Genomic DNA, 22,797 nt, shown 5'->3' with positions numbered 1-22,797 from the left:
TGCGGATGCGGCCTTGCGGACCGTAGCTGTCCGCAAGTCTGGGTAGCGTGCTGTCCATGCCCTCCAAGACGACGAACCCGGTCCTCTCCACCCGCGCTCTGGGTCGCGCCACGCTGGCGCGGCAGCTCCTGCTGGCGCCCGCGGCGATGTCCGCCGAGGACGCCGTCTCGCACCTCCTCGGCCTCCAGGCCCAGAACACCAAGCCGCCGTACTACGCGCTCGCCGCCCGCCTCGACGGCTTCCGGCCCGAGGAGCTCTCCGAGCTCATGGAGTCCCGTCGGGTCGCCCGCATCGTCACCATGCGCTCCACCATCCACACCCACACCGCCGACGACGTGTTCACCCTGCGGCCCCTGGTCCAGCCCGCCCGCGACCGCGAGATCGGCATCTTCCGCAAGGGCCTCGTCGGCGTCGACCTCGACCGGCTCGCCGCCCTCGCCCGCGAGCTCGTCGAGGAGCGGCCCCGCACCCCCAAGGAGATCCGCGAAGCCCTCCTCGTCGAGTGGCCGGACGCGGACCCCCAGTCCCTCGGCATCGCGGCGCGCTGTCTGCTGCCCCTCGTCCAGGTCACTCCGCGCGGCCTGTGGCGCAGCAGCGGGCAGGTCTGCCTGACCACCGCGGAGACCTGGTTCGGCCGCCCCTTCGAAGCCGTCCCCGCCGAAGCCGGACCGGCTCAAGCCGTCCCCGCCGAAGCCGGACCGGCTCAGGCCGACCCCTCCGAAGCCGAGCCCACCCCCGACGGCACGGTCCTGCGCTACCTCGCCGCCTTCGGCCCCGCCTCCGTCAAGGACATGCAGACCTGGTGCGGCCTCACCCGCCTCCGCGACGCCTTCGAGCGCCTGCGGCCGGGGCTCGTCACCTTCCAGGACGAGCACGGCGTCGAACTCTTCGACCTGCCCGACGCCCCGCGCCCGGACGAGGACACCCCGGCCCCGCCGCGCTTCCTCCCCGAGTTCGACAACCTGCTCCTGTCGCACGCCGACCGCAGCCGCGTCGTCGCCGCCGAGGCCCGCAACCGCACCTGGAAGGGCAATCAGGCGTACTGCGTCTTCCTCCTCGACGGGCTCCTCGCCGGCCTCTGGCGACTGGAGGAGACCAAGGAGCGCACCGCGATGACCATCCAGCCCTTCGGCAGTCCGACCAAGGCCCAGCGCGTCGAGCTGGCGGAGGAGGCCGAGCGGATGCTGGGGGTGATGGCTCGGCCGGGTGTCCCGTACGAGGTGGCCTTCGGGATCGTCGACGCATGAGCGACCGCCCGCCGGCTACGGCAGCGCCCCCGCCCTCCTCGCCGCCACCACCGCCTCCAGGCGCGTGTGCGCGCCCAGCTTCCGCATCGCCGAGCGCAGATACCCCTTCACGGTCTCCGGCCGCAGCCCCAGCCGTGCCGCCGCGCCCGCGTTCGTCGCGCCCTGGGCCACCGCCGCCAGCACGTCCAGCTCGCGCGGCGTCAGCGTCACACCGGGCGTCGCGCCCGGCGGCGTGGACGCCGACTCCAGCCGGCCGCACACCGCCAGCAGCCGCTCCCTGAGCTCCGGGTCCCCGATCCGCGGCGCCAGCTCCCGCAGCTCCCCGTGCGCCTGCCGGACCTCCTCCCAGGAAGGCCCCGAGACCGGTCCCGAGGGCACCGCCGACAGGAGCTCCCGTACCTCGTCCCGTACCGCCAGCGCCTGCTCCAGGTCGCGGGCCGCCGCCACGGCCGCGTCGGCGACGCGCTCGCCCAGCGGCAGCGAGTCCCGCAGCGCCCCGTACAGCACTCCCCGCACCTTGCGCCGTACGACGACGGGCACCGCGATCACCGAACGCAGGCCCTCCGCCGACACGGGAACGTCGTACTCGTGCGTGATGTGCCGCGCCGACGCGTAGTCGACGACCGCGCACGGCCGCGCCAGCGCCAGGCACTTTCCGCCCAGGCCGCTGCCCGCGGAGATCGCGAGTCCGTGCAGGGCGGGCGTGACGGCTCCGTTCAGCTCCGAGATCCGCAACGGCCTGCCCTCGTGCAGCAGCCCGCCGAAGACCACCTGGAGTCCGGTGGCACGGCGCAGCCGCGCCAGAGCACCGCGCATCTCGACCGCTTCCGTCCGCTCGGACACGCGACCACTCCTTCACCCCCGAACGGGGGTAGTGAGACCTGGGTCACTGATTACACGATGTCCGTGACCGGTCCCGCAACGAGGAGGACACATGACGGCTACCACCGCGACGGAGAGGTTCCGGGCCGCCCGCGACTTCCTGCTCCAGCACCGCGAGGACTACGGGACGGCCTACGAGGGCTTCGCCTGGCCCCGCCCGGAGCGGTTCAACTGGGCCCTGGAGTGGTTCGACGTCATCGCGGAAGGCAACGACAGGACCGCCCTGCACATCGTCGAGGAGGACGGCACCGAGACGAAGGTCGGCTTCGCCGAGATGTCCGCCCGCTCCGACCGGGCCGCCAACTGGCTGCGCGCCCACGGCGTTCGGGCCGGCGACCGGATCATCGTCATGCTCGGCAACCAGGCCGAGCTGTGGGAGACCGCGCTCGCCGCGATGAAGCTGCGCGCCGTCGTCATCCCGGCCACCCCGCTGCTCGGCCCCGCCGACCTGCGGGACCGCGTCGAGCGCGGCCGGGCCCGGCATGTGATCGTGCGCGCCGAGGACACCGCCAAGTTCGAGGACGTGCCGGGGGAGTACACCCGGATCGTCGTCGGGGGCGAGCGCGCGGGCTGGCTCTCGTACGAAGAGGCGGACGACGCCTCCGACACCTTCGAGCCGGACGGCGTCACCCACGCCGACGACCCGCTGATGCTGTACTTCACCTCCGGTACGACCGCCCGGCCCAAGCTGGTCGAGCACACCCACACCTCGTACCCCATCGGCCATCTGGCCACCATGTACTGGATCGGTCTCAAGCCCGGCGACGTGCATCTGAACATCTCCTCGCCGGGCTGGGCCAAGCACGCCTGGTCCAACCTCTTCGCCCCGTGGAACGCCGAGGCGACGGTCTTCATCCACAACTACACCCGCTTCGATCCGGCGCGGCTGATGCAGGAGATGGAGCGCAACGGCGTCACCGGCTTCTGCGCCCCGCCGACCGTCTGGCGGATGCTGATCCAGGCCGACCTGACCCAGCTGAAGAACCCGCCGCGCGAGGTCGTCGCGGCCGGCGAGCCGCTCAACCCCGAGGTCATCGAGTCCGTGCGGCGGGCCTGGGGCGTGACCATCCGGGACGGCTTCGGCCAGACCGAGACCGCCGTCCAGGTCTCCAACAGCCCCGGCCAGCACCTCAAGGAGGGCTCCATGGGCCGGCCGAGCCCCGGCTTCAGGGTGACGCTGGTCGACCCCGTCAGCGGGCGGGCGGACGTCGAGGAGGGCGAGATCTGCCTCGATCTGTCCACCGATCCGGTGGGCCTGATGACCGGCTACCACGGCGACCCGGAGCGCACGGCCGAGGCGATGGCCGGCGGCTACTACCGCACCGGCGACATCGGCTCCCGCGACGCCGAGGGCTACATCACCTACATCGGGCGCGCCGACGACGTATTCAAGGCATCCGACTACAAGATCTCGCCGTTCGAGCTGGAGAGCGCGCTCCTGGAGCACGAGGCGGTGGCCGAGGCGGCGGTCGTCCCGGCCCCGGACCCGCTGCGGCTCGCGGTGCCCAAGGCGTACATCGTCCTCGCGGACGGCTGGGAGCCGGGGGAGGAGACGGCGAAGGCGCTCTTCGCCCACTCGCGCGCGGCGCTCGCCCCGTACAAGCGGGTGCGCCGCATCGAGTTCGCCGAGCTGCCGAAGACGGTCTCGGGCAAGATCCGCCGGATCGAGCTGCGCGAGCGTACGGCGAAGGGCGAGGGCATCGAGTACGTCGAGGGAGACCTGGGATGAGTCTGTCGTACGCGCACGGCGCGAGCCCCACCGAACTGCTGGGCGACACGATCGGGGCCAACCTGGACCGGGCCGTCGCGACCTGGCCGGAGCGCGAGGCGCTCGTCGACGTGCCCACCGGGCGCCGCTGGACCTACGCCCGATTCGGCGCGGACGTCGAGAATCTGGCGGACGCGCTGCTCGGCAGCGGGGTCGCCAAGGGCGACCGGGTGGGGATCTGGGCGGTGAACTGCGCCGAGTGGGTGCTCGTCCAGTACGCGACCGCCCGCATCGGCGCCGTCATGGTGAACATCAACCCGGCTTACCGTGCCCATGAGTTGGAGTACGTGCTCAAGCAGGCCGGCATCTCCCTGCTCTTCGCCACGCTCGCGCACAAGACGAGCGACTACCGGGCTCTGGTCGAGGAAGTCGCCGGGAGCTGCCCGGAGTTGCGGGAGGCCGTCTACTTCGGCGACGCGAGCTGGGACGAACTGCTCTCCCGTACGGCCGGAGAGCTGAGCCCGGCGGAGCTGTCCTGCGACGAGCCGGTCAACATCCAGTACACCTCGGGCACCACGGGCTTCCCCAAGGGCGCGACCCTCTCGCACCACAACATCCTCAACAACGGCTACTTCGTGGGCGAGATGATCGCCTACAGCGAGCAGGACCGGATCTGTGTCCCCGTGCCCTTCTACCACTGCTTCGGCATGGTGATGGGCAACCTGGCGGCCACCTCGCACGGCGCCTGCATCGTCATCCCCGCGCCCTCCTTCGATCCCGCGGCCACCCTCCGCGCCGTCGAGCGCGAGCGCTGCACCTCGCTGTACGGCGTACCGACGATGTTCATCGCGGAGCTCGACCTCCCCGACTTCGCCTCGTACGACCTCTCCACGCTGCGCACCGGGATCATGGCGGGCTCGCCGTGCCCGGTGGAGGTGATGAAACGGGTCGTCGCCGAGATGAACATGGCCGAGGTGTCGATCTGTTACGGCATGACCGAGACCTCGCCGGTCTCCACCCAGACCCGGCGCGACGACGACCTGGAGCGCCGTACGGGCACGGTGGGGCGGGTGATGCCGCACGTCGAGGTGAAGATCGTCGACCCCGGCACCGGACTCACGGTGGAGCGCGGTACCGCCGGCGAACTGTGCACCCGTGGCTACAGCGTGATGCTCGGCTACTGGAACGAGCCCGAGAAGACCGCCGAGGCCGTCGACGCCGGCCGCTGGATGCACACCGGCGATCTGGCGGTGATGCGCGAGGACGGCTACGTCCAGATCGTCGGCCGCATCAAGGACATGATCATCCGCGGCGGGGAGAACGTGTACCCACGCGAGATCGAGGAGTTCCTCTACGGGCACGAGAAGATCGCCGACGTCCAGGTGGTCGGTGTCCCCGACGCCCGCTACGGCGAGGAGATCCTCGCCTGTGTGATCCCGCGCGACGTCGCCGACCCGCCGACCCTGGACGACATCACGGCGTACTGCCGCGACCGTCTGGCGCACTACAAGATCCCGCGCCGGGTGGAGATCCTCGGGGAGTTCCCGATGACGGTGAGCGGCAAGGTACGGAAGGTGGAGCTCAGGCAGCGGTACGGGTGAGCGGCGCAGGCTCCCCGGTCTGCGGCGCTTACGGGGACGGCGCCACGGAGCGGGGAGCGGGCCTCCCCGCCAGCTCGCGCCGCATGCAGACCCGGGGCCAGGTCGCCAGACCGTGGGCGGCCTCGGCCAGCTGGATGGCGCGCAGCCCGGCGGTGAGGTCCGGGTCGGATTCGGCGAGGGGCCGGAAGCCGAGGCGCGTGTAGTACGGCGCGTTCCACGGCACCTCGGTGAAGGTCGTCAGGGTCAGCGCGGTCAGTCCCCGCTCGGCCGCGTTCGCCGCCAGATGCTCGATGAGCAGGCGGCCGATGCCCTGTCGGGCGGCGGCCGGGTGCACCGACACCTGCTCGATGTGGGCGGCCCCGTCGACGGTGTCCGTCAGCAGGTACGCCATCGGGCGGTCGGCCTCGTCGACGGCCACCCAGGCCCGGCCGGCACGTCGGTAGCCGTCCAGGACGTCCAGCGGCAGGGGCTCGTCGTCGGCGATGACCGCCATGCCGAGGGATCGGAAAGGTTCGCCCGCGGCCCGCTCGATGTCCTGGAGCAGCGGGAGTTCGGCCGGTGCGGCCGCTCGGATGCGCATGGTCCAGTATGGCGCGCGCTCAGTCCGAGCCGCCGCCCCCTCCGCCGGCTCCTCCCTCGCCCGCGCTCCAGCCGTCGCCGCCGCCGAACCAGCCGCGCCCGGTGGCGTAGCCGTCGGTCCCGCCGCCCCGGCCCAGCAGCCCGCCGTCGCGCGAGAAGCGCGGCAGGAAGAGGGCGAGAGCCGGGTCGCCGTAGAGGGCGACGTACAGCAGGACCAGATTGCCGTCCGTCACCTCGCGACGATGCGCGGGCAGCGGGTGCCGCTCCCGCAGCCCGGCCAGCAGCCGGCGGGCGGCGCGGGTCGTGGGCGGGAGGAACAGCAGAGCGGACGCGGTGACGGTCGGCACCGCTCCGAGGCCGAGCGCCAGGGCGAGCTCGGCACCGGACGGGCGGGTGATCAGCAGGCCCGCCGCCACCGTCGCCACCGCGCAGACCAGCAGCACGCGGGCGACACGCAGCCGGCCGTACGGGCGGAGGAGCCCCGTCCGGCCGAGTTCGGCGCGCAGCGCGTCGACGGCCCGCCTGGCCCTGGGCTGGGATGCCAGCACCCGTATCCCGAGGGCTCGGCGCAGTGAGCTGTGCACTCCGAGCTGGACCGGGTCCCGGGTCCGGCCGGGCCCGCCGTTGGCCCGAATCGTGCCCTTCCGGCCGGCGGCCACGGCGCCGCGCTGGTGCAGTGCGACCAGTGCCACGACGACGACGGCCCGGCGCCCGCCCCGGAGCAACGCCAGTGCCTGTGGAGCGAGTTCGGTCCGCTCCGGGCTGCGGGTTCGCAACAGAGCGAGCGCCAGCAGGAGTTGTCCGCAGGACGCGCCGATGAACCACCACGTGTCCGCCCCCATGACGCTCCACCCCCCGAGGGTGTTGTGCCCGTGAGAGCGTGATCGTCACGCGCGAATGGCCGAATTCTGAGGTTCTTTTGAGGGTTTCCCGCCCCGCGGCCTTCGGTGGAGGGCTACGCGCCGGTGGTGATCAGTTCGTCCGCCGGAGTGTTCACCGGCTGGGGCGTTCCGGTGAGGTCGAGGACGAAGAGCGGGATCCCCAGCTCGTCGGCGCGGGAGCGGGCCTCGGGGGTGTAGCCGGCGAGGGAGAAGAAGACACTCAACGACGAGTTGCTGAGGCCGTTCAGCCAGAGGCACTCGACCGCCCGCAGTGCGGCGGGGCGGGTGCTCGGGTCGACCTGGGCGACGAGTCCCGGCGCGCGGAGGTCCACCCCGGACGCGGACCGCTCCTCGGGCTGCACGACGTTCCGGAACCCGAGCCAGCGCAGGTACCCGGCCGACGCGGCGACCGCGTCGCGGGCGGTACGGATGGTCACGGGCCGGAAGGAGGGCCTCGGCGCCGCGGGGCGCGGGGCGGTCGGCGGCAACGGGATGTGTGCGGGGTAACGCTCGGTGAACGCCCGACTCCGCCCGGCTCCGAGGCCATGGCGCGCGACGTCGTGGAGGTCGCCCTCGGGGCCGTCCTGGAGGTCGTCCTCCGGGGCGTCGCCGGTCCATATGCCCGTGGTCGGCGCCGTGTCGTCCGTTCCGGCGGCCTGGGGCCCCGGGGCCGCGCCCGGCGCGGGGCCGTCCGTCCCCTCGTCGGCACGGGTGCCCGGAGGGTCGCCCGCACGCGTCTCGGCGCGGGGACCGGTGTCCGTGCCGTCCGGTCGCGACCCGGGGCCGGTGCGGGTGTCGGACCCGAGCGGGCCGGGCGGCGCGTCGGTGGTCGCCCTGTCCGTGCGGCGTTCGCCCTTCGGGTCCGGGCCCGGCTGCTCCGGAAGGGCCCGTGCCGGTCCCGGGATGCCCGGCAGCGAACCGCCGTCGCCGACACCCGCCTCGCGGACCGGGACGCGCAGGACCGTGCCGCAGGTGCAGCCCAGCTCCGGGTGGGGCCACTCGTCCTCGCGGCCGCAGGAGACGCAGCGCACCGCGACCCATTCGTCCGTCCAGTTGCGGTGCGTGACCGGCTCGCCCGTCGCCCCGGGGATCACCGGTGGCACCACCGGCGTCCCGCAGGCGCACGGGAAGACCGGCGCCGCATACGGCTGTGTACGGAGGCATTCCGGGCAGCGCACCGATACCGACTCACTCACACCGAACCCCACGCCGAACCCCCTGTCTTCCCGCCCCCATCGTCCACCAATCCGCCACGGGAAGGGAGGGACTTCGGCCAACGTCCGAGCCCGGTCCCTTGACGGCCCTCGACCCCCCGACCTACATTGCTTCCACATAGTAGAACAATACTTCCGCAATACGGAAACGGCCGCCGAGACGGTGGACGACCCGTTTCCGCCTGGCCGAAGCAGGAGCCCTCCCATGCCTCGTATGACCGCCGCCGCAGCGGCCGTTGAGATCCTCAAGCGCGAAGGCGTCACCAACGCGTTCGGCGTGCCCGGCGCGGCGATCAACCCCTTCTACCGCGAGCTCAAGAACGTCGGCGGGATCGGCCACACGCTCGCCCGCCACGTCGAGGGCGCGTCCCACATGGCCGAGGGCTACACCCGTGCCAAGGCCGGCAACATCGGTGTCTGCATCGGTACCTCCGGCCCGGCCGGCACCGACATGATCACCGGCCTGTACTCCGCGATCGCGGACTCGATCCCGATCCTGTGCATCACCGGCCAGGCCCCGGTCTCGAAGCTCCACAAGGAGGACTTCCAGGCCGTCGACATCGCCACGATCGCCAAGCCGGTCACCAAGGCCGCCACCACGGTCCTGGAGGCCGCGCAGGTCCCCGGCGTCTTCCAGCAGGCCTTCCACCTGATGCGCTCCGGCCGTCCCGGCCCGGTCCTCATCGACCTGCCGATCGACGTCCAGCTGACCGAGATCGAGTTCGACCCGGAGACCTACGAGCCGCTGCCGGTCTACAAGCCGTCCGCGACCCGCGCCCAGGCCGAGAAGGCGCTGAGCTTCCTGCTGGAGGCCGAGCGCCCGCTGATCGTCGCCGGTGGCGGCATCATCAACGCCGACGCCTCGGACCTGCTGGTCGAGTTCGCCGAGCTGACGAACATCCCGGTCATCTCCACCCTGATGGGCTGGGGCACCATCCCGGACGACCACGAGCTGGCCGCCGGCATGGTCGGCGTGCAGACCGCCCACCGCTACGGCAACGCGACCTTCCTGGAGTCCGACACCGTCATCGGCATCGGCAACCGCTGGGCCAACCGCCACACCGGTTACAACATGGACGCCTACACCAAGGGCCGCAAGTTCGTCCACGTGGACATCGAGCCCACCCAGCTCGGCAAGATCTTCGCCCCGGACTACGGCATCGCCTCCGACGCCAAGGTCGCCCTGGAGCTCTTCATCGAGATCGCCAAGGAGTGGAAGGCCGCGGGCAAGCTCCCTGACTTCTCCGCCTGGGCCGCCTCGGCGCAGGAGCGCAAGGCCACCCTGCAGCGCCGTACGCACTTCGAGAACATCCCCATGAAGCCGCAGCGCGTCTACGAGGAGATGAACAAGGCGTTCGGCCCGGAGACCCGCTACGTCACCACCATCGGCCTCTCCCAGATCGCCGCCGCGCAGTTCCTGCACGTCTACAAGCCGCGCCACTGGGTCAACTGCGGCCAGGCCGGCCCGCTCGGCTGGACCATCCCGGCCGCCATCGGTGCCGCCACCGCGCAGCCGGACGTCCCGGTCGTCGCCCTGTCCGGCGACTACGACTTCCAGTTCATGATCGAGGAGCTGGCGGTCGCCGCCCAGCACAAGGTCCCCTACGTCCACGTCCTCGTGAACAACGCCTACCTCGGTCTGATCCGTCAGGCGCAGGGCGGCCTGGGCATCAACTTCGAGGTCAACCTCGAATTCGAGAACATCAACACCCCGGAGATCGGCGTCTACGGCGTCGACCACGTCAAGGTCGCCGAGGGCCTGGGCGTCAAGGCCATCCGCGTCACCGACCCGGAGAAGCTGGGCGAGGCCTTCGAGCAGGCCAAGAAGCTGGCCGTCGAGCACCAGGTCCCGGTCGTCGTCGAGGCCATCCTGGAGCGCATCACCAACATCGCCATGAGCAAGACGGTCGACATGAGCGACGTCACCGAGTTCGAGGAGCTCGCGACCGAGCCCGGTCACGCTCCGACGGCGATCAAGGCCCTGAAGGTCTGATCAGTCGCCCGAGGTGCCGGCCCCCGCTCCGTGAGCACCGGAGCGGGGGCCGCTCCATGCCCGCGTGCCCTGGGCCGGCACACGCCGCGCCGCCGCATCCTGGGCCCGCACCAGCGTCGCCCCGGCCTCCGTCCAGTCGTAAAGGACGGACCTCCCCGCCCGTCTCCGCCGTACGAGACGGGCATCGAGCAGCACCTTCAGATGGCGCCCCACCGACCCGAGCCCCTGTCCCGTCAGCGCCACCAACTGACTGGTGGACTTGGGGGATTCGAGCCGTACGAGCACCCCGGCCCGCGCGCTTCCCAGCAGCGCGCCGAGCGCCTCGGGAACGGCCGGGCCCTCCGTGTCTGCCAGCGCTCCCACGCAGGGGTAGACGATCGCGAAGCGCTCCGCGCCCTCCCACGACACCCATCCCCGGTGCGGCGTGACGGGCACGAAGAACAGGCGTCCGCCCGCGACCGATCTCGGCGGGAAGTCACGGGTGTTGACCTGGAGCCGCCCCGCTCCGAGCCAGCGCGTCCGCCCCGGCGACAGCTCGTCGAGCGCCGCCGCCCACCCGCCCGCCGTCAACCGAGCCGTCCGGGCCATCACATCGGCCTCCAGGACGCGCCGGCGCCGTGGCCAGGTCGGCAGGACCGTCTCCCGCCACACCCAGGCGAGCAACTCCGACATCCGGTACGGCAGATCGGTCGCCGACGCCAGTGGCTCGGGTACCGGACCGCCCAGCGAGACCGCCAGATCCGCCACCGCCGCCGAGGGCGGGGTCTCCCGGATCCGGGCCAGCTCCTCCTCGAAGGACGGCTCGCCCTCGCCCAGCGGAGTGGGGGTCACGAAGTCCGCGTTCCACGCCGTCCCGAGCGCGGCCCGCACCAGCAGGGCGTCGAGCGGCTCGGCCGCCAGCCGCTCCCGATAGGCGGGCAGACGGTCCGTCAGCCACGCGCTCTCGCCCGGGTGGGCCGGCTCCGGCAGGTCCAGAGCCTGCAGCGCGGCGATGGTCTCGGCCAGCGGGGACACCAGGAACCGACTGCCCGCGAGCGCGTCGGTGTCGATCTGCCACCAGCCCATGTTTCGCCTCCCCACGAAACAGTACCGGCGTCCCGTCACGCTCTCGGAGACTCCGCGCCATGCGTAGCTATCAGGAGCTGTTCCGTACAGCGGAGTTCACCCCGCTCTTCCTCACGGCGGCCGTCCAGGTCGCGGCCCAGACCGTGGCCGGTCTGGGTCTCGCCACACTCGTCTTCCGGTCGACGGGCTCCCCGCTCCTCTCCGCGCTCGCCCTCTTCGGCCCCGCGCTCGCCCAGCTCCTCGGCGCCACGACGCTCCTCTCGGCGGCCGACCGGCTGCCGCCGCGCGCCGCCCTGGCCGGCATCGCGCTGGTCTTCGCCCTCGGTACGGCGGCGCAGGCCGTTCCCAGGCTGCCGACGGGCGCGGTGTTCGCCCTGCTGCTGGTGCAGGGCCTCGCCGGCTCCCTGGGCGGCGGGGTGCGCTACGGACTCCTCGGCGAGATCCTCCCGAGGCAGGGCTATCTACTCGGCCGCTCGGTGATGAACATGGCCGTCGGCGTCTGTCAGATCGCCGGGTTCGCGACCGGCGGGGTGCTGGTGGCGACGCTCTCGCCGCGCGGGACGCTGCTGATCGGCGCCGCCCTCCACCTCGCCGCGGCGCTCCTCGCGCGACTCGGCCTCTCCCGCCGCGGGCCACGCGCTCTCGGCCGGGCCTCGGCCGCCGAGACCTGGCGCACCAACGCCCGCCTGTGGTCCTCGCGCCCGCGCAGGCTCGTCTATCTCGCCCTCTGGGTCCCCAACGGGCTGATCGTGGGCTGTGAATCCCTCTTCGTCCCGTACGCCCCCGAGAGCGCCGGGCTGCTCTTCGCCTGTGCCGCGTTCGGGATGCTGGCCGGGGACACGGTCGTCGGGCGCCTCCTGACGGGAAAGCGGCGGACCCGGCTCGGCCCGCCGCTCCAGATGCTGCTGGCGGCCCCGTACCTGCTCTTCGTACTCGATCCGGGGCTGCCGCTCGCCCTGGCGGCGGTGACGCTGTCCGCCGTGGGCTACAGCGCGAGCCTGCTCTTCCAGGAGCGGCTGCTGGCCCTGGTGCCGGACCACCTCGGCGGTCACGCGCTGGGGCTGCACTCCTCGGGGATGCTGGCGCTCCAGGGGCTGAGCGCGGCGCTGGCCGGCGCCGTCGCCCAGGTCACCTCGCCCGAGGTGGCGATGACGGTGCTCGCCGCCGCCTCGCTGGCGGTCAGTGGGGCGCTGGTGCTCACCGAGGGGCCTTCGAGCGGACCACGACCGTCTCCTCGCAGGGCCCGTCGGCGAACAGCTTGAGCGTCTCCACCTCGTCCTTGTCGGCGGTCAGCCCCCAGCGCAACTTGGTGCCCAGCCATTCGGCGGCGTAGCGGCAGTACTGGGTGGAGGACGACGGGACCCAGCCGGCGGGGTCCCGGCCGGCCTTGTCCTTCTGGCTGCGGGCGGTGACGGCGACCAGGGTGCCGGGGGAACCGAGGTCGTTGGCGAACCGCTCACGCCGGGCCGCGGTCCAGCCGGAGGCGCCCGACTCCCACGCCTCGTCGAGGGAGACGATGTGGTCGACCCGGAGAGCCGCGGGGTCCGTGACGGTCTGGCCGTCGTAGTACGAGGTCCACCTGCCGCCCCTGAGGGTGCACCCGGGGCCGGTCCTCGGGGCGTCGACGGCCTCCTCCAGCAGGACCTCTCCGCGGGTGTCGCAGCCGTCGGCGGCGTCGAGCCCCTCGTTCCAGTGGGGGAAGGCGGACACCTTGTAGCCGGCGGGGTTCTCGGCCGCCTCGGTGAGGTCGGCGAGCGCGTCGGGGAAGAGGACCACGTTCGCGGAGAGTGCCGGGGGCGGCGCGGCGAGGGGGGACAGGATCAGGGCGAGCGGAGCCAGGCCCCGCACCAGGTTCTTGATCATGCACGAGTGGATAGCGGCGGGGGAGGGGCGCATGGGGGGAGAACCACGGTGCGCTCGCCCGTGCGGGTGTGGATCTTCACCGCAGAAACGATGCGCTGTGGCGAGCGGGTGGACGGCATGCGAAAGAGCGCGGAACCAGGGACCGTAAACCTGGTTCCGCGCTCTCGTTGTGCCCGCCCGACGGTGCGAGGCTGGCGCGACAGGACGTTCGCGCCGCCGGGCGGAGTCTTGGGGGAGGTGGGGCGTTGGGACCGCGGCGGTGACGACGGGCCGGACGGGGATCCCTTCCTTCAGGTCAAGAAGGGAACGCTGTCCGCCCTTACCACCGCACTGGCTCGCACACCGCCGCGGTCCTCACGCTGTCCGTTCCGCCGGCCACCCCTCATCCGGGTCGGCGGTCCGGACGGCGTACGGCAGTCGACCTCCCGTCAAGTGCCGTACGCGGTCTGGAAACCGTGTCGAGATCAGTCCTCGCGCAGGGCGCGGACCGCCTCCTCCACGCGCTTGCCGTAGTCCGCGTCGGCGGCGGCGAAGTGCGCGAGGTTCTTCTCGACGATGTCCTCGCGGGAGACCTGGGAGAGGCCGCCGGCGATGTTCGCGATCAGACGCTTCTTCTCGTCCTCGGACATCAGGCGGTAGAGCTCACCGGCCTGGAAGAAGTGGTCGTCCTTGGCGTGCTCGGGCGCCGCGTGGGTGCCGGTCCAGCCGTGGATCGCCAGCGGGGCCGACAGCACCTCGTCGGTCTGCGAGGGGCCGGCGTACGAGTTGGGCTCGTAGTTCTTGTCGTGGCGCGAACCCTGACGGGTGGCCATGAAGCCGTCACGGCCGTAGTTCTCGGCCACGGTCGCCTTCGGGGCGTTCACCGGCAGCTGGGTGTGGTTGACACCGAGGCGGTAGCGGTGGGCGTCCGCGTAGGCGAAGAGGCGGCCCTGGAGCATCTTGTCCGGCGAGGGACCGATGCCCGGGACGAAGTTGTTCGGGGAGAACGCGGCCTGCTCGACCTCGGCGAAGACGTTGTCCGGGTTGCGGTCGAGGACCAGACGGCCCACGCGCTGCAGCGGGTAGTCGCTGTGCGGCCACACCTTGGTGAGGTCGAACGGGTTGAAGCGGTACTCCGCGGCCTCGGCGGCCGGCATGACCTGGACGTACAGGGTCCACGAGGGGTTCACACCGCGCTCGATGGCCTGCAGCAGGTCGGTCTGGTGCGAGTTCGCGTCCTGGCCGACGAGCTCGGCGGCCTGCTCGGCGGAGAGCGAGCGGATGCCCTGGTTCGTCTTGAAGTGGTACTTGACGAAGAAGGCCTCGCCCGCCTCGTTGGTCCACTGGTAGGTGTGCGAACCGTAGCCGTTCATGTGACGGTACGAGGCCGGGATGCCGCGGTCACCCATGAGCCAGGTGATCTGGTGCGTCGCCTCGGGGGCGTGCGCCCAGAAGTCCCAGACGTTGTCCGGCTCCTGCTTGCCCGTGAAGGGGTCACGCTTCTGGGAGTGGATGAAGTCGGGGAACTTGATCGGGTCCTTGATGAAGAACACCGGGGTGTTGTTGCCGACGAGGTCGTAGTTGCCCTCTTCGGTGTAGAACTTCAGCGCGAAGCCGCGCGGGTCACGGACGGCGTCCGCGCCACCGAGCGAGTCGGCCACGGTGGAGAAGCGGATGAAGGTCTCGGTCCGCTTGCCGACCTCGGAGAGGAAGGAGGCCTTGGTGAAGCCGGTGACGTCGTCGGTGACCTCGAAGTAGCCGTACGCGCCGGAGCCGCGGGCGTGCACCACACGCTCCGGGATCCGCTCACGGTTGAAGCGCGCGAGCTTCTCCAGCAGGTGCTGGTCCTGGAGGAGGATGGGGCCACCGACGCCGGCGGTGGCGGAGTTCTGGTTGTCGGCGACGGGGGCGCCGGACTCGGTCGTAAGCACGCGCTTCGACATCGTGACCTTCCGTACGGGAGCTGCACTGCTGGGGTGCTCTGGAGCGTAAGTACGCCCGGAACGAGACGTCAACAGTTTGTTGAAAATGAAGTGTGGTGTTCCGGACGGCGACGGCGCCTGGGCGCGACAGGACAGTTGTCAGCGCCGCCGCCGTCCGGAAATCAGGGCCCCGCTACGGGGCGGGGGTCAGACCTGCTGGCCGGAGAGGCGCTCGACGGCGCGCAGCAGGGCCGAGTGGTCCAGGCCGCCGTCGCCCTGCGCACGCAGGGAGGCGACGAGCTGGGCGACGACGGCGCCGACCGGAAGGGCCGCGCCGACGTTGCGGGCGGCGTCGGTGACGATGCCCATGTCCTTGTGGTGCAGGTCGATCCGGAAGCCGGGCTTGAAGTCCCGGTTCAGGAAGTTGTCCTTCTTGCGGGTCAGGACCGTGGAGCCGGCCAGACCGCCGTTGAGGACGTCCAGGGCGGCCTGGAGGTTCACGCCGGACTTCTCGAGGAAGACCACGGCCTCGGCGCACGCCTGGATGTTGACGGCGACGATGAGCTGGTTGGCGGCCTTCACCGTCTGACCCGAGCCGTGCGGACCGCACAGGACGATGGTCTTGCCGAGGGCCTCGAGCACCGGCAGGGCCTCGTCGAAGTCGGCCTGCTCGCCACCCACCATGATCGACAGGACGGCCTCGATGGCGCCGGCCTCGCCGCCGGACACCGGGGCGTCGATGACGCGGATGCCCTTCTCGGCGGCGTTCTTGGCGAGGTCGACCGAGGTCTGCGGGGTGATCGACGACATGTCGATGATCAGCGCACCCTGCTTGGCGTTCTCCAGGATGCCCTCGGGGCCGTAGGAGATGGCCTCGACCTGCGGGGAGGCGGGCACCATCGTGACGACCACGTCGGCGTCCTTGACGGCCTCGGCGATCGAGCCGGCGACCGTGCCGCCGGCCGCGGCGAGGCGGTCCAGCTTGTCCTGCTCCAGGGTGAAGCCGGTGACGGAGTAACCGGCCTTGATCAGGTTCTCGGACATGGGCGAGCCCATGATGCCGAGGCCGATCCACGCGATCTTGGGGAGGTTGCTCATTGGGGGTACCTCTCGGGGTTGTGCGATGTCAGGGGGAGCTGACGCCCGGCTCGGGCGGACGGGGGTGTCGGCCCCCGTCCGGTGTCAGCGGGCGGCGCGGGCCTCGGCCGGGAGCCACTCGAAGGACGCGGCGGCGTCGGCGGCCTTGTACTCCAGGCCGACCCAGCCGTCGTAACCGGCCTTCTTGAGCTCGTCGAGGAGCTGCTCCAGCGGCAGGTCGCCCGTGCCCGGCGCGCCACGGCCCGGGTTGTCGGCGATCTGGACGTGGCCGGTCTTGTCGGCGTACTGCGCGATGACCTGGCTGACGTCCTCGCCGTTCATCGACAGGTGGTAGATGTCGAGGAGGAACTTGGCGTTGCCGAGCCCGGTCGCCTGGTTGACCTTGTCGACGACCTCGATCGCGGAGGGGGCGCTCACCAGCGGGTAGAGCGGCGACTCCGGCTTGTTCAGGGTCTCGACGAGCAGGATCGCGCCGATCCGGTCGGCCGCGCGGGCCGCCAGGACCAGGTTCTCCAGGGCGAGGGCGTCCTGGATCTGCGGGTCGACGCCTTCCACGCGGTTGCCGTAGAGCGCGTTGAGCGCCTTGCAGCCCACCGAGGCGGCGAAGTCGGCCGCCACCTCGATGTTGGCGCGGAAGCGGTCCGACTCCTCACCCGGTACGGAGAGGGCGCCGCGGTCGGGGCCGGGCAACTGTCCGGCGTAGAAGTTGAGGCCCACCAGCTGGGTGCCGGCGTCGTCCAGAGCCTTCTTGAGCGCGGCGAGCTCGCTCTGGTCGGGGGTGGCGGTGTCGATCCAGGGCCACCACAGCTCGACCGCGGTGAAGCCCGCCGCGGCGGCGGCCGCGGGGCGCTCCAGGAGCGGGAGTTCCGTGAAGAGGATCGACAGGTTCACATCGAAGCGCTGGTCCGTGTATCCCATGAGGGGCGGCGCTCCTTCCGTATTGCGGAAGTAAGTTTCTGTCTGACGGAATGTTGCAAGCGGGGCGCCCCACTTGTCAAGAGGGTCCGGCAGCTCAGGGCTGCCGTCGGCCGACTCCCGGCCAGTAGCGTGGGGGCATGGTGCGTTTGAAAGTGGAGTTCACGACCGAGCCGTTCGACCTCGACGAGGCGCCAGCCCACGCGGTCGTGGCTCGTGAGGTCATCCAGGCGGCCCAGCTGGACGCGGTGGATGTCGGTCCCTTCGGAAACACGGCGGAAGGGGGCGCCGACGCGGTGCTGACGGCCGTGGACGCGCTGCTGCGCAAGTCCCTGGCGGCCGGCGCGACCCGTGTCTCCCTCCAGGTCAATGTGATCGGGGAGGAGTCGTGATCGAACATCCGCTGATCGCCGCGGTGAAGCCGCTGGCCGACGCGATGGGTGCGGAGATACTCGGCCCCGAGCAGGCCGAGCGCGACGATGTGGTGCTCGCCTGGGAGGGGGAGGACGTCCTCGCCGTCCGTCTGCCGCAGCTGTCGGAGTCGCTGGATCACATTCTCGCCGCGATGGAGCGCAGGCACGGGATGCCACTGGCCGAGCTGGACCGCAAGACCAAGCAGGAGGCGGTCCGGATGCTCGAGGCGCGCGGCGCCTTCTCGGTCCGGCACGGGGTGGAGACAGTGGCCGGGGCACTCGGTGTCAGCCGGTTCACCGTGTACAACTACCTGAACCGGGAGACCGCCCTGAGCAGGGAAAAGGCCCCCAAGAAGGGCTAGTTGATCATGGTTGACCACAAGCCGTCGTCCAGATGTCGGGACGACGGCTTTTGTGTCACCGAGTTTTCAACAAAGTGTTGACGTGGTGTTGCGGGAGGGCGTTAGCTATCCGCAGCCCGTCCGACGCACAGCGAAAAACAGCCACGGAGGCTTCCCGTGACTTCAGGTACGACACCGGGTCTGACCCGGTTCAACACCTCGGCGGACAGCGACGCTGTCGCCGCGCTCCACGAGGTGTGCTCCAGCTCGGCGTGGGGGAGCAAACTGCTCGCCCAGCGCCCGTACGCCACCGTCGAAGCCCTCTTCCTCGCCAGTGACGCCGCCATGGCCGAACTGACCGCGGAGGATCTGGCCGAGGCGATGGCGGGCCACCCGCCGATCGGTCGTCCGAAGGCAGGGGACCCGACCTCCTCCCGCGAGCAGAGCGGGATGGCCGGGGCCTCCGAGGAGCTCAAGGCCGAGATGCTCGAACTCAACCTGGCCTACCAGGACAAGTTCGGTCATGTCTTTCTGATCTGCGCGACCGGCAAGACCGGTGAGCAGATGCGCGACGCGGTCCGTGAGCGGATCGAGAACGCGCCCGAGAAGGAGCGGGAGATCGTCCGCACCGAACTGGGCAAGATCAACCGCATCAGGCTGACCCGTCTCGTAGAGCGCGCAGAGAACGAGGAAGAGAACGCATGAGCACCGACACCACCGCTTCGGTGTCCACCCACATCCTGGACACCAGCATCGGCCGCCCCGCCGAGGGCGTGGCCATCACGCTCGCGGCCCGCAGCGGCTTCGACGCGCAGTGGGTCACGCTCGGTGGCTCCGCCACCGACGCGGACGGGCGCTGCAAGGACCTGCCGGCCCTGCCGGAGGGCACCACCCACGTACGTCTCGACTTCGAGACCGAGGCGTACTTCTCCAAGAAGCAAGCCGAGGCGCAGCAGGACGCCCCCCGCGTAAGGGACAGCGGTGCGTTCTTCCCGGAGGTGGCGATCACGTTCGCCGTCAAGCCGGGCGAGCACTACCACGTACCGCTGCTGCTCAACCCGTTCGGCTACTCCGTTTACCGAGGGAGCTAGCAGACATGCCCACGATTCTCGGCCAGAACCAGTACGGCAAAGCAGAGAACCGCGTCGTCAAGATCACGCGGGACGGCGCCACCCACCACATCAAGGACCTGAACGTCTCCGTCGCCCTCTCCGGCGACCTCGACGACGTCCACCTCACCGGCTCCAACGCCCACTGCCTGCCCACCGACACGACCAAGAACACCGTGTACGCCTTCGCCAAGGAGTACGGGATCGAGTCGGCCGAGCAGTTCGGCATCCACCTGGCGCGTCATTTCGTGACCGGCCAGGAGCCGATCAAGCGGGCGCGCATCCGGATCGAGGAGTACTCGTGGGAGCGCATCGCCAGCTCCGACGCCAACTCCAAGTTCATCGGCTCGGACGAGGTGAACCACTCCTTCGCCCGCAAGGGCCAGGAGACCCGCGTCTCCCAGATCACGTACGACGGTGAGAAGTGGGAGGTCATCTCCGGCCTCAAGGACCTCATCGTCATGAACTCCACCAACTCGGAGTTCTGGGGCTACATCAAGGACAAGTACACGACGCTCCAGGAGGCGTACGACCGCATCCTGGCCACGCAGGTGTCCGGTCGCTGGCGGTTCAACTGGACCGACGACGACCAGCGGATGCCCAACTGGGAGAAGTCCTACGCGCAGACCAGGCGCCACATGCTCGAGGCCTTCTCGGAGACGTACTCGTACTCGCTGCAGCAGACGCTGTACCAGATGGCCACCCGGATCATCAACCACCGTTCGGAGATCGACGAGGTCCGCTTCTCGCTCCCGAACAAGCACCACTTCCTGGTGGACCTGGAGCCCTTCGGGCTCAAGAACGACAACGAGGTCTACTTCGCCGCCGACCGCCCCTACGGCCTCATCGAGGCCACGGTGCTGCGGGACGGAGCCACGGCGCAGATCCCGGTCGACATGACCAACCTCTAAGCGGCACCTCGTGGCCGCCCCCGCCCGCCCGCAGTCGGGCGGGGGCCGCCACCACCGGAGGGACCTACCCATGGCACAGCCCGCATCGGGGCCGGCATCCGCAGAAGGCCCGTGTTCCACACCGTCGGACACCTCCTCGGCCACGTCGACCGAGGTCCACCCGGTGGACGAGAAGCTCCCCGCCTCGCGGCTCGTCCCCGCCGCGCTCCAGCACATCGCCGCCATGTACGCGGGAGTCGTCACGCCCCCGCTGATCATCGGCCAGGCGGTCGGCCTGGACGCCGCGGGAATGACCCGGCTCATCGCCGCGAGCCTCCTCATCGCCGGCTGCGCCACCATCCTCCAGACCCTCGGTGCCGGCCGCTTCGCCGGAAACCGGCTCCCGTTCGTCAACGCCGCCTCGTCCGCGGGCATCGCACCGATGCTCGCCATCGCCGAGACCAGCGCCCCCGGCCACCAACTCCCCGCCATCTACGGCGCGGTGATGGTCGCGGGAGTGTTCTGCCTCGCCGTCGGCCCCTTCTTCGGCCGGCTGCTCCGCTTCTTCCCGCCGCTCGTCACCGGCGTCGTGATCACCCTGATCGGCGTCACCCTGATGCCCGTACCCGTGAGCTGGGCGCAGGGCGGGAACAAGGAAGCCGCCGACTTCGGCGCCATGAAGTACCTGGCGCTCGCCGCCTTCACGCTCGTCGTGATCCTGCTCTTCCAGCGCTTCGCCAAGGGCTTCGTCAAACAGATCGCCCTGCTGCTCGGCCTCTTCATCGGCACCGTTGCCGCGATCCCCTTCGGGATGGCCGACTTCACCGCCCTGCGCGAGGTGCCCGTCGCGGCCCTGCCCGGCCCCTTCGCCTTCGGCGCACCGGAGTTCCAGCCCGCCGCGATCCTCTCGCTGTGCATCGTGATGCTGGTCCTCATGACCGAGTCCAGCGCCGGGATGCTCGCCCTCGGCGAGATCTGCGAGCGCAGGAGCGACGGCCGTACGATCACCCGCGGTCTGCGTACCGACGGCATCGCCACCCTGGTCGGCCCCGTCTTCGGCGGCTTCCCCACCTCCGCATTCGCCCAGAACGTCGGAGTGGTCTCGCTGACCCGGGTCCGCTCCCGCTACGTCGTGGCCGTCGCGGGGTGCACCCTGCTCGTCCTCGGCGCCTTCCCGGTCCTCGGCGCGGTCGTGTCCATGGTCCCCATGCCGGTCCTCGGGGGCGCCGGCATCGTCCTCTTCGGCTCGATCGCCGTCTCCGGAATCCGTACCCTGTCGGAAGCCGGACTCGACGACAGCTCCAACATCATCCTGGTGGCCGTCGCGCTCGGAGCGGGCATCATCCCGCTCGCCGCTCCCACCTTCTACGCCGACTTCCCGGCCTGGGCACAGACCGTGCTCGGTTCCGGCATCAGCGCCGGAGCGCTCGTCGCGGTCACGCTCAATCTTTTCTTCCACCATCTCGGCACCCGGAGCCGTCACACGGCTCCGGCACTCAAATCCTCCTAGGGTCCTGCCGTGCCCAAACCACCCCCGAGGAATGAAGGAAGCACCGCCATGGCAGCACCTTCGTCTGTCGAGCGCATCGTCGTCGAGAACTGTGCGATCGCGACCGTAGACGCCAACGACACCGAGTACGCCACCGGCTACCTCGTCGTCGCAGGCAACAAGATCGAGTCCATCGGAGCCGGCAAGGCGCCCGAGGGCCTGGAGAACGTCGTCCGCCGGATCGACGCCACCGGTCATCTGGTGACTCCCGGTCTGGTCAACACCCACCACCACTTCTACCAGTGGATCACGCGGGGCCTGGCCACCGACCACAACCTCTTCAACTGGCTGGTCGCGCTCTACCCGACCTGGTCGCGCATCGACGAGTCGATGGCCCGCGTCGCCGCGCAGGGCTCGCTCGCGATGATGGCCCGCGGTGGTGTCACCACCGCCATGGACCACCACTACGTCTACCCGCAGGGCTCCGGCGACCTGTCCGGCGCCATCATCGGCGCCGCCAAGGACATGGGTGTCCGCTTCACCCTCGCCCGCGGCTCCATGGACCGCAGCGTGAAGGACGGCGGCCTGCCGCCGGACTTCGCCGTCGAGACCACCGAGGGCGCCCTCGCGGCCACCGAGGAGACGGTCAAGAAGCACCACGACGCCTCCTTCGACGCGATGACCCAGGTCGCCGTCGCCCCCTGCTCCCCGTTCTCCATCTCCACCGAGCTGCTCAAGCAGGGCGCCGAGCTGGCTCGACGCCTCGGTGTGCGGATGCACACGCACGGCTCGGAGACCGTGGAGGAGGAGAAGTGGTGCCACGAGCTCTTCGGCATGGGCCCCACCGACTACTTCGAGTCGACCGGCTGGCTCGGTGAGGACGTGTGGATGGCGCACTGCGTCCACATGAACGACTCCGACATCGAGGCCTTCGCTCGTACGAAGACCGGTGTCGCCCACTGCCCGTCCTCCAACGCGCGGCTGGCCGCCGGCATCGCCCGCGTCCCGGACATGCTGCGCGCCGGCGTCCCGGTCGGCCTCGGTGTCGACGGCACCGCCTCCAACGAGTCGGGCGAGCTCCACACCGAGCTGCGCAACGCGCTCCTCATCAACCGCCTCGGCGCCCACCGCGAGTCCGCGCTCAACGCCCGCCAGGCGCTGCGCCTCGGTACGTACGGTGGCGCCCAGGTCCTCGGCCGCGCCGACAACATCGGTTCTCTGGAGGCCGGCAAGCTCGCCGACTTCGTGCTCTGGAAGATCGACGGCATCGGCCACTCGTCGATCGCCGACCCGGTCACCGCGATCGTGTTCGGCGCCGCCGCGCCGGTGACGGCCTCGTTCGTCAACGGCAAGCAGATCGTCGAGAACAACCGCCTGCTGTTCGCGGACGAAGAGGCGATCGCCCGCGACGCGCGCGCGGAGGCCCAGCGCCTGGCCCGCATCACGGCCCAGGGCTGATCCTCCCCAAGGAGTCCGACCGAGGGGGACGGCCCTCGGTCGGTCGCCACGGACCCGAGCGGGGCCCGTGGCCGGCCGGACGGGGGGTGCCCGTACGTAAAGAGGTACGGCACCCCCCGGACGGTCGACGTGTGTCAGCCTTCCAGGCCT

The 22,797-nt window shown here is 70.8% G+C and carries 21 protein-coding genes; 12 read left to right on the top strand and 9 right to left on the bottom strand.

Going from position 1 to position 22,797, the window contains the following annotated elements; all coding sequences use genetic code 11:
- Positions 1–56: 56 nt before the first annotated feature.
- On the top strand, positions 57–1,247 hold the full coding sequence (locus ACFQ7Q_RS03835) for a winged helix DNA-binding domain-containing protein (protein WP_383549408.1): 1,191 nt from the start codon (positions 57–59) through the stop codon (positions 1,245–1,247).
- Positions 1,248–1,262: 15 nt separating this feature from the next.
- Here the strand turns inward: ACFQ7Q_RS03835 and ACFQ7Q_RS03830 are convergent, their stop codons facing one another.
- Positions 1,263–2,090, bottom strand: coding sequence for a LuxR C-terminal-related transcriptional regulator (locus tag ACFQ7Q_RS03830; RefSeq protein WP_383549407.1), 828 nt, complete (start codon positions 2,088–2,090; stop codon positions 1,263–1,265).
- A gap of 91 nt (positions 2,091–2,181) precedes the next feature.
- Here ACFQ7Q_RS03830 and ACFQ7Q_RS03825 point away from each other — a divergent pair, with 91 nt between their 5' ends.
- Together ACFQ7Q_RS03825 and ACFQ7Q_RS03820 are read left to right on the top strand one after the other, a co-directional pair.
- Complete coding sequence (locus ACFQ7Q_RS03825) at positions 2,182–3,858, top strand: AMP-binding protein (RefSeq protein ID WP_383549404.1); 1,677 nt, start codon at positions 2,182–2,184, stop codon at positions 3,856–3,858.
- A complete protein-coding gene (locus tag ACFQ7Q_RS03820) occupies positions 3,855–5,438 on the top strand; it encodes an AMP-binding protein (protein WP_383549402.1) in 1,584 nt (527 codons plus the stop codon). Before ACFQ7Q_RS03825 ends, ACFQ7Q_RS03820 begins: the two co-directional genes overlap by 4 nt.
- Before the next feature lie 28 nt (positions 5,439–5,466).
- Here the strand turns inward: ACFQ7Q_RS03820 and ACFQ7Q_RS03815 are convergent, their stop codons facing one another.
- From ACFQ7Q_RS03815 to ACFQ7Q_RS03805, 3 genes are all read right to left on the bottom strand, one after another.
- On the bottom strand, positions 5,467–6,018 hold the full coding sequence (locus ACFQ7Q_RS03815; protein WP_383549400.1) for a GNAT family N-acetyltransferase: 552 nt from the start codon (positions 6,016–6,018) through the stop codon (positions 5,467–5,469).
- A gap of 19 nt (positions 6,019–6,037) precedes the next feature.
- Complete coding sequence (locus tag ACFQ7Q_RS03810; RefSeq protein WP_383549397.1) at positions 6,038–6,859, bottom strand: TIGR04222 domain-containing membrane protein; 822 nt, start codon at positions 6,857–6,859, stop codon at positions 6,038–6,040.
- Between the two features lie 113 nt (positions 6,860–6,972).
- Complete coding sequence (locus tag ACFQ7Q_RS03805; RefSeq protein ID WP_383549395.1) at positions 6,973–7,992, bottom strand: hypothetical protein; 1,020 nt, start codon at positions 7,990–7,992, stop codon at positions 6,973–6,975.
- Positions 7,993–8,317: 325 nt separating this feature from the next.
- Between ACFQ7Q_RS03805 and gcl the strand changes: the two genes are divergently transcribed.
- On the top strand, positions 8,318–10,105 hold the full coding sequence (gene gcl, locus ACFQ7Q_RS03800; protein WP_383549393.1) for a glyoxylate carboligase: 1,788 nt from the start codon (positions 8,318–8,320) through the stop codon (positions 10,103–10,105).
- Here the strand turns inward: gcl and ACFQ7Q_RS03795 are convergent, their stop codons facing one another.
- Entirely contained in the window at positions 10,106–11,170 is a 1,065-nt protein-coding gene (locus ACFQ7Q_RS03795) for a transcriptional regulator (RefSeq protein WP_383549390.1), read from the bottom strand.
- A 59-nt stretch (positions 11,171–11,229) separates the two neighbouring features.
- Between ACFQ7Q_RS03795 and ACFQ7Q_RS03790 the strand changes: the two genes are divergently transcribed.
- On the top strand, positions 11,230–12,432 hold the full coding sequence (locus ACFQ7Q_RS03790) for an MFS transporter (protein ID WP_383549387.1): 1,203 nt from the start codon (positions 11,230–11,232) through the stop codon (positions 12,430–12,432).
- Here ACFQ7Q_RS03790 and ACFQ7Q_RS03785 read toward each other — a convergent pair.
- From ACFQ7Q_RS03785 to ACFQ7Q_RS03770, 4 genes are all read right to left on the bottom strand, one after another.
- The gene (locus ACFQ7Q_RS03785; RefSeq protein ID WP_383549385.1) at positions 12,368–13,033 is read right to left on the bottom strand and encodes a DUF1524 domain-containing protein; all 666 of its coding nucleotides are present in this window, start codon (positions 13,031–13,033) and stop codon (positions 12,368–12,370) included. The two genes, ACFQ7Q_RS03790 and ACFQ7Q_RS03785, sit on opposite strands and share 65 nt — an antisense overlap.
- 464 nt (positions 13,034–13,497) lie before the next feature.
- Positions 13,498–14,955 (bottom strand): catalase, encoded by a 1,458-nt coding sequence (locus tag ACFQ7Q_RS03780; protein WP_383549382.1) that lies wholly within the window; start codon positions 14,953–14,955, stop codon positions 13,498–13,500.
- Positions 14,956–15,141: 186 nt separating this feature from the next.
- A complete protein-coding gene (locus tag ACFQ7Q_RS03775) occupies positions 15,142–16,032 on the bottom strand; it encodes a 2-hydroxy-3-oxopropionate reductase (RefSeq protein WP_383549380.1) in 891 nt (296 codons plus the stop codon).
- An 84-nt stretch (positions 16,033–16,116) separates the two neighbouring features.
- Entirely contained in the window at positions 16,117–16,950 is an 834-nt protein-coding gene (locus ACFQ7Q_RS03770) for a TIM barrel protein (protein ID WP_383549378.1), read from the bottom strand.
- Positions 16,951–17,090: 140 nt separating this feature from the next.
- On the opposite strand from ACFQ7Q_RS03770, the gene ACFQ7Q_RS03765 reads away from it, so the two are divergent.
- The 7 genes from ACFQ7Q_RS03765 to ACFQ7Q_RS03735 all read left to right on the top strand — a co-directional run bounded on the left by ACFQ7Q_RS03765 (position 17,091) and on the right by ACFQ7Q_RS03735 (position 22,647).
- A complete protein-coding gene (locus ACFQ7Q_RS03765) occupies positions 17,091–17,339 on the top strand; it encodes a hypothetical protein (RefSeq protein ID WP_329125284.1) in 249 nt (82 codons plus the stop codon).
- A gap of 44 nt (positions 17,340–17,383) precedes the next feature.
- Positions 17,384–17,722 carry a helix-turn-helix domain-containing protein gene (locus ACFQ7Q_RS03760; RefSeq protein ID WP_383549555.1) on the top strand — a complete coding sequence of 113 codons (339 nt, stop codon included), beginning with the start codon at positions 17,384–17,386 and terminating at the stop codon, positions 17,720–17,722.
- 156 nt (positions 17,723–17,878) lie between these two features.
- Entirely contained in the window at positions 17,879–18,406 is a 528-nt protein-coding gene (gene uraD, locus ACFQ7Q_RS03755; RefSeq protein ID WP_383549376.1) for a 2-oxo-4-hydroxy-4-carboxy-5-ureidoimidazoline decarboxylase, read from the top strand.
- Positions 18,403–18,792, top strand: a complete 390-nt coding sequence (uraH, locus tag ACFQ7Q_RS03750; protein ID WP_355106814.1) for a hydroxyisourate hydrolase — start codon at positions 18,403–18,405, stop codon at positions 18,790–18,792. The genes uraD and uraH overlap by 4 nt, the downstream gene beginning before the upstream one ends.
- Positions 18,793–18,797: 5 nt before the next feature.
- Positions 18,798–19,721 carry a factor-independent urate hydroxylase gene (pucL, locus tag ACFQ7Q_RS03745; protein ID WP_383549373.1) on the top strand — a complete coding sequence of 308 codons (924 nt, stop codon included), beginning with the start codon at positions 18,798–18,800 and terminating at the stop codon, positions 19,719–19,721.
- Positions 19,722–19,791: 70 nt separating this feature from the next.
- Positions 19,792–21,210, top strand: a complete 1,419-nt coding sequence (locus ACFQ7Q_RS03740) for a nucleobase:cation symporter-2 family protein (protein WP_383549371.1) — start codon at positions 19,792–19,794, stop codon at positions 21,208–21,210.
- Between the two features lie 48 nt (positions 21,211–21,258).
- The gene (locus ACFQ7Q_RS03735; protein ID WP_383549368.1) at positions 21,259–22,647 is read left to right on the top strand and encodes an 8-oxoguanine deaminase; all 1,389 of its coding nucleotides are present in this window, start codon (positions 21,259–21,261) and stop codon (positions 22,645–22,647) included.
- The last annotated feature ends 150 nt before the right edge of the window (positions 22,648–22,797 follow it).

Origin of the sequence: Streptomyces sp. NPDC056527 (assembly GCF_042794475.1) — a bacterium.
Classification (GTDB): Bacteria; Actinomycetota; Actinomycetes; order Streptomycetales; family Streptomycetaceae; genus Streptomyces.
This window is presented reverse-complemented; position numbering and strand designations above follow the sequence as displayed.

Bases quoted from the DNA above. Each gene is read 5' to 3' on its own strand.
- ACFQ7Q_RS03810 (WP_383549397.1), bottom strand. From the start codon at position 6,859: ATGGGGGCGGACACGTGGTGGTTCATCGGCGCGTCCTGCGGACAACTC.
- pucL (WP_383549373.1), top strand. From the start codon at position 18,798: ATGCCCACGATTCTCGGCCAGAACCAGTACGGCAAAGCAGAGAACCGC.
- ACFQ7Q_RS03795 (WP_383549390.1), bottom strand. From the start codon at position 11,170: ATGGGCTGGTGGCAGATCGACACCGACGCGCTCGCGGGCAGTCGGTTC.
- ACFQ7Q_RS03820 (WP_383549402.1), top strand. From the start codon at position 3,855: ATGAGTCTGTCGTACGCGCACGGCGCGAGCCCCACCGAACTGCTGGGC.
- gcl (WP_383549393.1), top strand. From the start codon at position 8,318: ATGCCTCGTATGACCGCCGCCGCAGCGGCCGTTGAGATCCTCAAGCGC.
- ACFQ7Q_RS03760 (WP_383549555.1), top strand. From the start codon at position 17,384: ATGGGTGCGGAGATACTCGGCCCCGAGCAGGCCGAGCGCGACGATGTG.
- ACFQ7Q_RS03775 (WP_383549380.1), bottom strand. From the start codon at position 16,032: ATGAGCAACCTCCCCAAGATCGCGTGGATCGGCCTCGGCATCATGGGC.
- ACFQ7Q_RS03740 (WP_383549371.1), top strand. From the start codon at position 19,792: ATGGCACAGCCCGCATCGGGGCCGGCATCCGCAGAAGGCCCGTGTTCC.
- ACFQ7Q_RS03735 (WP_383549368.1), top strand. From the start codon at position 21,259: ATGGCAGCACCTTCGTCTGTCGAGCGCATCGTCGTCGAGAACTGTGCG.
- uraH (WP_355106814.1), top strand. From the start codon at position 18,403: ATGAGCACCGACACCACCGCTTCGGTGTCCACCCACATCCTGGACACC.
- ACFQ7Q_RS03835 (WP_383549408.1), top strand. From the start codon at position 57: ATGCCCTCCAAGACGACGAACCCGGTCCTCTCCACCCGCGCTCTGGGT.
- ACFQ7Q_RS03780 (WP_383549382.1), bottom strand. From the start codon at position 14,955: ATGTCGAAGCGCGTGCTTACGACCGAGTCCGGCGCCCCCGTCGCCGAC.
- ACFQ7Q_RS03785 (WP_383549385.1), bottom strand. From the start codon at position 13,033: ATGATCAAGAACCTGGTGCGGGGCCTGGCTCCGCTCGCCCTGATCCTG.
- ACFQ7Q_RS03815 (WP_383549400.1), bottom strand. From the start codon at position 6,018: ATGCGCATCCGAGCGGCCGCACCGGCCGAACTCCCGCTGCTCCAGGAC.
- ACFQ7Q_RS03770 (WP_383549378.1), bottom strand. From the start codon at position 16,950: ATGGGATACACGGACCAGCGCTTCGATGTGAACCTGTCGATCCTCTTC.
- ACFQ7Q_RS03790 (WP_383549387.1), top strand. From the start codon at position 11,230: ATGCGTAGCTATCAGGAGCTGTTCCGTACAGCGGAGTTCACCCCGCTC.
- ACFQ7Q_RS03825 (WP_383549404.1), top strand. From the start codon at position 2,182: ATGACGGCTACCACCGCGACGGAGAGGTTCCGGGCCGCCCGCGACTTC.